7 protein-coding genes are annotated in these 7,925 nt (G+C 34.4%); all 7 read left to right on the top strand.

All coding sequences use genetic code 11. From position 1 onward, the window contains the following. A partial coding sequence (locus tag MLE14_RS22820) for a transposase (RefSeq protein ID WP_243298308.1) occupies positions 1-221 on the top strand: 221 nt, incomplete at its 5' end. A gap of 597 nt (positions 222-818) precedes the next feature. Then, on the top strand, positions 819-3,953 hold the full coding sequence (locus MLE14_RS21435; RefSeq protein ID WP_243300441.1) for an S-layer homology domain-containing protein: 3,135 nt from the start codon (positions 819-821) through the stop codon (positions 3,951-3,953). A gap of 558 nt (positions 3,954-4,511) precedes the next feature. Continuing rightward, positions 4,512-4,670 carry a hypothetical protein gene (locus MLE14_RS21430; RefSeq protein WP_243300440.1) on the top strand — a complete coding sequence of 53 codons (159 nt, stop codon included), beginning with the start codon at positions 4,512-4,514 and terminating at the stop codon, positions 4,668-4,670. A 150-nt stretch (positions 4,671-4,820) separates the two neighbouring features. Next, positions 4,821-5,144 (top strand): hypothetical protein, encoded by a 324-nt coding sequence (locus MLE14_RS21425; RefSeq protein WP_243300439.1) that lies wholly within the window; start codon positions 4,821-4,823, stop codon positions 5,142-5,144. Positions 5,145-5,375: 231 nt separating this feature from the next. Then, positions 5,376-7,070 (top strand): S-layer homology domain-containing protein, encoded by a 1,695-nt coding sequence (locus tag MLE14_RS21420; RefSeq protein ID WP_243300438.1) that lies wholly within the window; start codon positions 5,376-5,378, stop codon positions 7,068-7,070. Continuing rightward, on the top strand, positions 7,057-7,305 hold the full coding sequence (locus MLE14_RS21415; RefSeq protein WP_243300437.1) for a DUF3006 domain-containing protein: 249 nt from the start codon (positions 7,057-7,059) through the stop codon (positions 7,303-7,305). The genes MLE14_RS21420 and MLE14_RS21415 overlap by 14 nt, the downstream gene beginning before the upstream one ends. Before the next feature lie 68 nt (positions 7,306-7,373). Beyond that, entirely contained in the window at positions 7,374-7,583 is a 210-nt protein-coding gene (locus MLE14_RS21410) for an S-layer homology domain-containing protein (protein WP_243300436.1), read from the top strand. Positions 7,584-7,925: the final 342 nt, after the last annotated feature.

Here is a 7,925-nt window from a genome sequence, read left to right as displayed (position 1 = left end):
AGGCCGAACACCTTCGTCATAAACAAGAAGTAAAAGAAATATATGCACGTCGAAAAGAATCCATTGAACGAGTCTTTGCGGATGCAAAAGAAAAGCATGGTATGCGATGGACTACTTTAAGAGGCCTCAAAAAATTGTCCATGCAGGCGATGCTTACGTTTGCTGCCATAAATCTTAAGAAATTAGCCAACTGGACTTGGGTAAGTCCAAAAATGGCGTAAAGAATAAGAATAATAGACAAATCACACTCATTTCTAAGATGGATTCTGAGAAAAATTCTTAAAATCATAAAGGCATTTGGGAATAAAAACATTCCCAAATGCCTTTTGTCTTCAATCTGACACCACCTTTCTATAAATGAAAGGTGGTGTTTTTTTATTACATGAAAATTCTCTCTCTGTAACACAAAAAAATTTTATGGGAAAGGTGAAACTTTTTCGTAAACTTAACGTCATATACAAGGAAGAATTTTTCTATAATGGAAAGTAGAATCGCGATTTTGGCGTAAAATTTCATACTATTTTCCCAATGATGCAAAAAATTCCAGTGTCATAATTGAGAAATTTGTAAAAAACAGTTGAAAAATCCTAATGCTTTGGTAGAATAGATTACGAGTTTAAATATTCTATTTCTACCAATCTCACACAAATACATCCAAGACTTAGATTTTTTTACATATCTTAGGGAATTTTTTGTGGTAACTATCTAGGTTGCAGATTGTGGGAATAGGATGGAGAAACTCAAACCCGTTAATAACTGGTGATTATTCATCAGTTTTATTAAAAAAGATATACAAAACAGGGGAGGAAACAAAAAACATGGCTTATCAACCTAAGTCTTATCGCAAGTTCATCGCGACTGCGGCTACAGCTACTTTAGTAGCATCTGCAGTTGCACCAGCAGCAGCTGCTACACCATTTACTGATGTACCTAGTCAATACGAAGCTGCTGTACAGTATTTAGTAGACAATAAAATCACAGTTGGGAAAGATGCAGACACATTTGGCACTTATGATAACATCATTCGTGCAGACGCAGCTGTATGGTTAGCAAATGCTCTTGGTCTTGACACAGCAAATGCTCCAGATGCGGGCTTTACTGATGTACCTGCACGTGCTCAAGGTGCTGCAAATGCACTTAAAGCTGCTGGAATCACTAGCGGTAAAACTGCTACAACTTTCGGTGCTAACGACACCCTAACTCGTGGAGAAATGGCTATCTGGCTTCAAAAAGCTTACAAATTAACTGGTGAAGCTGATTTGAAATTTACTGATGTAGCTAGCCAATATGAAGCTGCAGTAGAAGCACTTGTTGCAAACAAAATTACTTCTGGTAAAACAGAAACTAGCTATGGTACTCACGATCAAATTACTCGTGGAGAACTAGCAATCTTCTTGCACAGAGCTGAAACACTTCCAGCTGCAACTCCAGAAGTTGTTAGTGTAAGTGCGATTAACCTTAAACAAGTTCAAGTAACACTTGCTGGTAATGTTGATCTTGATGAAGCAACAGATGCAGCTAACTATACTTTCGAAGATGCTAATGGCAATGAAATCGATGTAGAAAATGCTGAATTACCAGAAGTAAGTGCTGCTGCTAGCAATACTGTTGTTACTTTAACACTAAAAACAGCAGTTAAAAATCAAGGTAAAGCAACAATTACTGTTGATGAGGTAGTAACTGGAGAAGAATATACAAAAGAAATTGAATTCTTTGATATTGTTATTCCAGAAGTTGCTGGTGCATCAGTAGTTGGTAACGATACTATCAAAGTAAAATTCTCTGAACCGATTAACTATACAGATGAAGCAGAACTAAAAGCTGCTTTTGAACTTGATGAAGGCAAATACTTTGTTAAATCTGTAAAGCCTCTTAAAAACAATACTGAATTCAACGTTGAATTCTATGCTACACTTTCTGAAGGTGAACATACACTTTCTGTTGATAACTCTTTAAAAGATTATGCTGGTTACAGTGTAGTTGCTAAAGATGTAAAAGTTAATGTAGTACCAGATAAAGAAGCTCCATATGTTGCTTCTGTAAAATCTGCTTCACCTACAAAAGTAGTTTTAGTATTCAATGAAGATATCGAATCCATTTCGAATCCAGTTGATGTAACTGACTTCTATCACACAAACAGTAAAAATACTGCTTCTAATGTGAAAATTGAAGGTAAAGAAGTAACTCTTACTTTCTCTGAAGATTATAAGCTTCCACAAGGTACTGCATATGTATACATTAAAGCAGAAACAGTTCGTGACCTTTGGGATAACGAAAATGCACAACAAATTCGTGTGCCAGTAGAAGTAACAGTTGATGAAACAGCTCCAACAGTTACTAAAGTTGAAGCATCTAAACAAAATGAACTTAAAGTAACATTTAGTGAAGAATTAGATGCTACATCAGCAGAAACTGAAGCAAACTACGTACTTCTTGATAAAGATGGTAAAGAAGTAGATATCATCAATGTTGCTACACTTGGTGGAGACGACAAAAATGTAGTTACTATTACATTAGATGAAAATATCTACGGTGATCATTCATTAGTAGTTGAGAAAGTTAAAGACCTTGCTGGAAATGCAACTGTTAAATCAACAACAACATTTAGTGTTGCAGATAAAACAGCTCCGGCATTTGCTGATTTCAAAGCAACTCTTTATAACGATAATACAAGTGTTGAATCCTTAGTTATTAACTTTGGAGAGCCAATGTCAGTAAGTGGTGCTAACTCTGTATTAGATCTTTCTAAATACAAAGTTAAAGTTGGTGCAGAATGGAAATCACTAAATGTAAGCAAAGGCGTTAAAATCACTGCACTTGACAACAACAGAAGTGTAAAAATTGATATTAATAAAGCTGACGCTGGTATCGACCTATCTTCTGATACTGCACCTAACAAATCTTTACAAATCGCACAAGTTGCTGATGCAGCTGGTAACAAGACTGTAGATTTCTCTGGTACAGTAGCTATTGATAAACAAACTACATTTGGTGCGAAATCTGCAAAAGCAACTGCTACAGACAAAATCGTTGTAACATTGGCAGATAAAGTATCTAAATTTAACTACAATGATTTTGTATTTACTGGTCTTCCTAGTGGTGTTGTAGTATCAGGTGCGACTGTTGATGATTCTGGTGCAACTACAGTTGTTACTTTCTCATTAAGTGGAAAAATCTCAACTGATGTTAGTGGAATTAAAGTTTCTACACGCGACCAAGCAGATGTTCAAACAGTAAATGCTTTCGGATCAAAACTTGAACTTACTGATTATGAAGTTAAAGATGCGGTTGCTCCAGCATTGGCTCTTAAGAAGAATGCTGCAGGTAAAGACGTTGCAAACGTAGAAGCAATTGATAACGATACAGTTGTTCTTAACTTCACTGAAGAAATCGATGGTAAGACTCTATCTACTTTAAGCTTTGAAGTTCAAGGTTTTGACGTAGATAATGCTACTGTTGATACTACTGACAAGAAAAAAGTTGTATTAACTGTTTCACCTGCTGAAACTGGTAATACACTTAAGACTGGTCTTAAAGTGACTCAAAAGTATGCTATTAAAGATACTGATGGTAACTCAGTATCAGACTTAGCTACTACTATTAACTTTACATCAGTATCAGCACCTGCTCCAACTACAGTTACAGGTACAGTAGCTTTTGATAATACAACTTACACTTCTACAGCTGCTGTGACTGTTACATTAACCGACGCTGACTTAAATACTGATGCAGCAACAGCACAAACTGCTACAGTAGCTTTAACTGACTCAGCAACTGGCTCACACACTTTAACAGTAACAGAAACTGGTGCTGATACTGGAGTTTTCACTGGTACTATCACTTTAGGTACTGATTGGACACCTGCTACAGGTACAATTACAGTAACTTATAATGATGCAGCAGATGCTTCAGGTAACGCAGTGACTGCAACAGATACTGCAACTGTTAACTAATAAAACATAACGATTCTTTATAAGCTAGGAAAAAACTAGTGAATAAAGCAAAGAATAACCTCAAGAAATTACAGAAGGCAATTGCGGACTGTAATCTTGAGGTTTTCTTTTAACTATTAATTCCAATTTATGGGTTAATATCCTATTAGTTTTTTTGTTAACAAATTAAAAGGGGAACTTTGCTGTGAAACATTACTTAATGGAACTTAATAAGGCAATTAAAACAGTTAGAGAATTATTTTATTTAAACTCTGACCTTCCTGATCAACCTTATATATAGTTCATACTCACAAATGTAATAGATGTAATCGAAAAAGTAACCTGTCTAATATGAAGTCATTAGATAGGTTACTTTATCTATGTATAAAGGTAATCACATAGAGAGACTTCTAAAAATATTAAAGAAGCAATACGATTGAAAACGAAATATGACTTATGGTTTCAGAAAATTACATCAGAAATAGGAAAACCAAATTTTAAAAAACTAATAAAAACTATGGTCCAAATGAATAATCTTAAGATTTTTGTAAAAATATAAAACAAATAGGAGGGACAACAGTGGCAATATTCGGATTAAGAGACAATCATAAAGAAATTAATTGGGAAGAACGTTTTCGGAATCGTCTTGATCATTATGATTGGGAAAAGATCAATATTGACAAGAAAAAGCTTCATGATGTTTTAGATTACCTGTATAAAAAAGGTGTTATTAATTAGTAGGTTAAAGTTATTACTATAAGCTTCGAATATTTTTACCAGTAAAAAAGAGGACTAAAAAGTATTTTCAAATTATTACAAAAATATTCCTTTTTTGCAGGAAAACTAATCAATTTTGTCGAAAAGTAATTTTAAAAAGGAGGAATGGCAATGAATAAGAAAAATTTTAATGTTTTAATTCCAAAAGAATTTCTAGATGAAATGGAAGTATATTCAACAATCATAAGTCCAATTCATCAAGAGATGGGAATCCTAATAATGTCCCAAAACCTGAATCGTATGTCTAATGATATTGTAATTCGCTTGTACCGACTACAAAAAGAAAAAAACAAAAAAAGCTATGAAATAATTTACGAGTTGCAAGCATTTTCTTTTTCTTTATACAATCAAGCTAAAAGCTTTTTAGATTACCTTCCAAATATGTCCGCTATTGAAATGCTCCTCATGTTAAATCCAGAGCCCCAATATCAATAACAGATATCCGGCAGTAAAAATTCCTTAAATAAGTTAGTAATTTAAAGAATGCTATATAAAAATGGGTTCATATCAATTTGATAATATCTATTTTAGATCTTTTCTCTCCTTATATCCTTCTGTAACTTAAGAGCTTATTTTATATGATTACATTCTTGTTAGGGAATTGTACCCTTAATATGAAAATTATGGTATAATTTCCTTTATTAGAACAGGGGAGGAATTAAAGAAGTGAAAAAGGTCTTTGTATTATTAACGGCTATATTTATGTTTTTAAGTTTTTTAATAACCCCAGTAGGAGCTGCAACAAAGTTCAGTGACATACCATCTAACCATTGGGCAAAAAATGAGATTGATTATCTAGTAGGAAAAGAGATTATCTATGGATTCCCAAATGGTCAGTTTAAACCTAATGAAAAACTAACACGTATTCAAATTGCAATGATGATTCAAAGGGCAAAACAATACCCTGAAGTGTCAATCGATCCAGGTCTTTCAGATATTAAGCAAGGAAACAAGTATTATACTTTGGTTGCTACGTTAATTCATGAAGGGTTATTTACGGATGTAATAAAAACTGACAAATTTGACCCAGGTAAATTTGTTACAAGAGCTGAAATGGCTAGCATATTAGCCAAAGCGTTTGATCTAAAAGGAATTAGTGATAAGAAGTTTACAGACGTTCCAACCAATCATTGGGCTTACAGTTATGTTCAAGCACTTGCAGCTAACCATATAACTTATGGTGTTACAGAAACAACCTTCCAGCCAAATACTGAAATAAACAGAGTACAGTTTACAGCATTCCTAGCGAGGACACTAAATGATGATTTTAAAACTGGAACTGGTGAACTAAAAGTTCATTTTATTGACGTGGGCCAAGGTGACAGTTCTTTAATCGAACTTCCAAACGGAAAGACTATTCTTATTGATGGCGGTAAGCGTACCGCTGGAGAGATAGTGGTTTCTTATTTAAAACAAGCTGGGGTGTCGTCCATTGACTTACTTGTCGCTACTCATCCAGATGCAGATCATATTGGTGGTTTGATCGATGTATTACAACAAGTAACTGTTAAAAAAGTGCTCGATAGCGGAAAAGAACATACAACTGAAACTTATCTTGAATACTTATCTCTAATTGATGAGAAAAATATTCCGTTTGAAGTTGCCAAAAAGGGAAGCAGTATTAGCCTAGACCCTTCTGTGGCAATTAAAGTCGTACATGCTGACAGTTCTGCTGCAGATAATAATGATGCCTCAGTGGTACTTGAATTAAGATATAAGGATGCTTCATTCCTATTTACCGGTGATGCTGGTACTGAAGTAGAAGAATCCATGATTGTATCGGGACTTGGGCAAGTAGATGTACTAAAGGTAAGTCACCATGGTTCTGATACAGGTACATCACAATCATTTGTTAATGTATTGAAACCAGAAATTGCTGTAATCTCTGTCGGGGAAAATAGTTATGGACACCCACACGATGTTGTAGTTAATCGTCTAGCTCAAGCAGGTGCACAGATTTACTCAACTATGCAATCTGGAGATATTATTATTACTACTAACGGAACCACATATGAAGTCTCTGATGATCCTTGGCAAGTGCCTAAAACTCCAATAGAACAGGGAGTAGTAATTACTAATGTGAACCTCGATACAGAAGTAGTTACTATTAAAAACAATGGTACTAGTGCTGTAGAACTAACTGGATGGAAATTAGTAAGTGTTGTTGGAAAACAGACATACACTTTCCCCTCAGACTATTCACTAGCAGCCGGTGCTACCGTTTATATAACTTCTGGACCAAGTGCTAAGGATCAGCCACCAACTTATCTAAAATGGACTGGTTCATACATTTGGAATAATGATGGAGATGAGGCAGAGCTTTATAATACGGAAGGCGTGAAGGTAAGTGAATATAAATAAATTTACTGTTGATCGTTTTGAAGGAAATAGTGCTGTACTTCTTCTTAGAGATGATGAGAAAGTTGAAAAAGTAATTCAAAAGGGTTTATTAAATGGGGTCAGGGAAGGGGATATTATCGAGGTCACCTTCGGACTTGATGGATCATTTAAATCCTTTGTTATCTTGGAAGAAGAAACTCAAAAGCAGAAGGATAAAGCGAAACGGCTTTTAGAAAAACTGAAGAATAAACAGTAATTTTAAAGCCCTTCTCTTTATTGGAGAGGGGCTTAATCAATTATCGGGATTAAAGTGAGGAAATTTAGATGAAATGGATGTTAGCGATTTGTATTGTTGTATCAATTATTATAGGGGGACAAACAGTAAGTGCTAATTCGGGTTTTGACGATGTTGGAAATAATATGAGCGCTTACGACGAAATCATGTGGTTAAAAGAACAGGGGATTATTATTGAGCCTTTAGTAGGGAATAACTTTTATCCTAACAAACAAATTGAGCTAAAAATGAGAATCTAACAATTACTGGACCTTCTTCACTATTAGCACATTATAGATGAAAAATTAACAAATAGTGTAAATTCGGTTTTGAGAAGTAAGGAAAATGTTGATAAAGACTGATTAAATGATTGTTGTTTTCTTTTGAGTAATGCAAAATGTTGATGTCTTTAATTAAAATGTCTTTTCTGCAGCCCATAATATGGTATTTTTATACTAGAATAAATTTGACTATAAGCCCAGTGGTAATATGTCAAGCACCAAAATCAAATGAATTGGAAATTAAAACGTAAGTTGTCTAAACCAAAGCAGATTTTGGGCATGACAAATAAACTTCGCTTTTTCTCTTTTAAAAAAAGAAAA

Source organism: Bacillus litorisediminis (genome assembly GCF_022808645.1).
Taxonomy (GTDB): Bacteria; Bacillota; Bacilli; order Bacillales; family JC228; genus Bacillus_BF; species Bacillus_BF litorisediminis.
This window is presented reverse-complemented; position numbering and strand designations above follow the sequence as displayed.

Coding starts and splice junctions, on each gene's coding strand:
- MLE14_RS21435 (WP_243300441.1), top strand. CDS start 819: ATGGCTTATCAACCTAAGTCTTATCGCAAGTTCATCGCGACTGCGGCT.
- MLE14_RS21425 (WP_243300439.1), top strand. CDS start 4,821: ATGAATAAGAAAAATTTTAATGTTTTAATTCCAAAAGAATTTCTAGAT.
- MLE14_RS21410 (WP_243300436.1), top strand. CDS start 7,374: ATGAAATGGATGTTAGCGATTTGTATTGTTGTATCAATTATTATAGGG.